At 74.8% G+C, this 2,476-nt stretch carries 3 protein-coding genes; 1 reads left to right on the forward strand and 2 read right to left on the reverse strand.

Annotated elements, in window-relative coordinates:
- Together ACTUAL_RS28735 and ACTUAL_RS28740 are read right to left on the reverse strand one after the other, a co-directional pair.
- Positions 1-597: dihydrofolate reductase family protein (locus ACTUAL_RS28735; protein ID WP_440902428.1), on the reverse strand; the 597-nt coding region annotated here is incomplete at its 3' end.
- 105 nt (positions 598-702) lie between these two features.
- Entirely contained in the window at positions 703-1,290 is a 588-nt protein-coding gene (locus ACTUAL_RS28740) for a LysE/ArgO family amino acid transporter (protein WP_096497991.1), read from the reverse strand.
- Positions 1,291-1,527: 237 nt separating this feature from the next.
- Here ACTUAL_RS28740 and ACTUAL_RS28745 point away from each other — a divergent pair, with 237 nt between their 5' ends.
- On the forward strand, positions 1,528-2,394 hold the full coding sequence (locus ACTUAL_RS28745; protein ID WP_096495992.1) for a LysR family transcriptional regulator ArgP: 867 nt from the start codon (positions 1,528-1,530) through the stop codon (positions 2,392-2,394).
- The last annotated feature ends 82 nt before the right edge of the window (positions 2,395-2,476 follow it).

Below are 2,476 nucleotides of genomic sequence, written 5' to 3' on the forward strand. Positions count from 1 at the left end.
CGCCAACCCGGTCGCCCCGTTCGCGTAGTTCGCCACCACCGCCCCGCCCGCCGTCCGGTCCAGCGAGCGCAGCTCGAAGGTCACCGGCGCCTCCCCGAACAGCCGCCTGCCCGCCCCCACCACCACCGGGAACGTGATCACGTTCAGCTCGTCCACCAGCCCGTGCTCCAGCAGCGCCCGCACGAGCGTCCCGCTCCCGTGCACCTGAAGCTCCCCGCCCTCCCCACCGCCGTCGGCCTTCAGCGCCGCGACCGCCGTCGCCAGCTCCCCGCCGAGCAGGCTCGCGCCCCGCCACTCCGGCGTCAGCGGCGTGCTCGACACCACGTGCTTGGGGATGGCGTTGAACCGCTCGCCGATCGGGTCGTCCTCCGGCGTCAGGGGCCAGCTCGTGGCGAAGATGTCGTACGTCCGCCGCCCGAGCAGCAGAGCCCCCGCCCGCCGCACGATCCCGGCCATCAGCTCGCCCAGCCCGTCCTCGTAGAACGGCACCAGCCACCCGCCGCGCTCGAACCCGCCCGACCGGTCCTCGTCCGGTCCGCCGGGGCCCTGCACGACGCCGTCCAGCGACTGGAAGGTGGTGACCACCAGCTCGCGCATCTCGACTCTCCGCCCGGTAGCGGGACGTGCTCGTCCCGACACCGAACGTCTATCAGGGACCCCCGACAAAAACGGGCCGTGCGGTCGTCACCGGATCAGGGGAGGTCACCAGATCAGGGAAATCCCGGCCGCCGTCACCACGACCGCCACCACCCCGTCCAGCACCCGCCACGCCGACGGACGCGCGAACACCCCGGCCAGCCGCCCCGCGCCGAACCCCAGCACGCAGAACCACAGCACGCTCGCGACCATCGCCCCGACCCCGAACCACCACCGCAAATCGCCCCACGCGGTCGAGGCGGTGCCGAGCAGCAGCACGGTGTCCAGGTACACGTGCGGGTTGAGCCAGGTCAGGGCCAGGCACGTGGCGACCAGCGCCGAGGCCGCCACCGGGGCCGCCGTCAGCCCGCCGCCCGGCCGCAGCGCGCGGCGCAGCGCGAGCGCCCCGTAGGCGAGCAGGAACGCCGCGCCGAACCAGCGCACGACCTCCAGCAGCGGCGGCCACGAGGTGAACAGCCCGCCGAGGCCGCCGACGCCGAGCGCGATGAGCAGCACGTCGGAGACCGCGCAGATCGCGACGACCAGCGGGACGCGGTCGCGCAGGACGCCCTGGCGCAGCACGAGCGCGTTCTGCGACCCGATCACGACGATCAACGACAACCCGGTGCCCAGGCCCGCGGCCATGGCGTACATCAGCTCCACGGCGCTCAACCGTAAGGACCAGTGCGCAGTAAGCCCAGCTAAAGATTTTTACGCACCATTAGCACCTCTATCTGGACTCGGCGCCACCTCGGGCCGGGTGGGCGCGCGATCCGCGCGGGCCCGATCTCCAGCGCCGAGGTCGGGGATCTGGTTCCCGCCAGGGAGTGCCCGCGCACCCGGCGCCGCCATCCCGGTGACCACAACCCGCCCCAGGTAGCCTCGCCCCCCGTGGTGGAACTCCCCCAGGACTGCGTGCGCACCCTGCTGACCGTGCTGGACGAGGGCACCTTCGACGCCGCCGCGAAGGCCCTGCACATCACCCCGTCCGCCGTCAGCCAGCGCATCCGGCAGCTGGAGCAGCGCGCCGGGCGGGTGCTGCTGGTGCGCTCGCGACCGGTCGTGGCGACCGAGTCGGGGGCCGCCATCGCCCGGTACGGCCGCCAGCTCGCGCGGCTCGCCGAGGACACCGGGGCCGAGCTGGAGCTGGCCACCACCGAGTCGGCCGTCCCGGTCGCGGTCAACGCGGACTCGCTGTCCACCTGGTTCCGGCTCGTGGTGCGGGAGCTGGCCGGGGACGTGCGGCTGGCGCTGCACCGCGAGGACCAGGACCACACCGCCGAGCTGCTGCGCCGGGGGCAGGTGGTGGCCGCCGTGACCTCCTCGCCGACGCCCGTGCAGGGCTGCGCGGTCCGGCCGCTCGGGCGGATGCGGTACCACGCGGTGGCCACGCCGGAGTTCGCCGCGCGCTGGCTGCCCGGCGGCGCGGGGCGGCTGGCCGACGCGCCGGTCGCGGTGTTCGACGACAAGGACGACCTGCAGGACGCGTTCTGCCGCGACCTCACCGGGCGCCCGGCGTCGGTCCGGCGGCACCACCTGCCGGACGGGCCGATCTTCGTGGACGCGGTCACGTCCGGCGCGGCGTGGGCGCTGCTGACCGAGGCGCAGATCGCGCTCACCACCGGGCTCACGCGCCTCGCGCCGGAGCGGCCGGTGGACGTGCCGCTGCACTGGCAGCAGTGGCGGCTCGACTCGCCGCAGATCGCGCGCGTGGCGGACGCGGTCCTGCGCGCGGCGGCCACCGAGCTGCACCCCTGACGGGCGGAGCGCCGACGACGGCCCCACCCCTCCGGCGGCGGCCCCCTGACCGCCGAACCGTTCGAGCGAGCCCGTTGACGAG

The organism is Actinosynnema sp., from assembly GCF_052038725.1.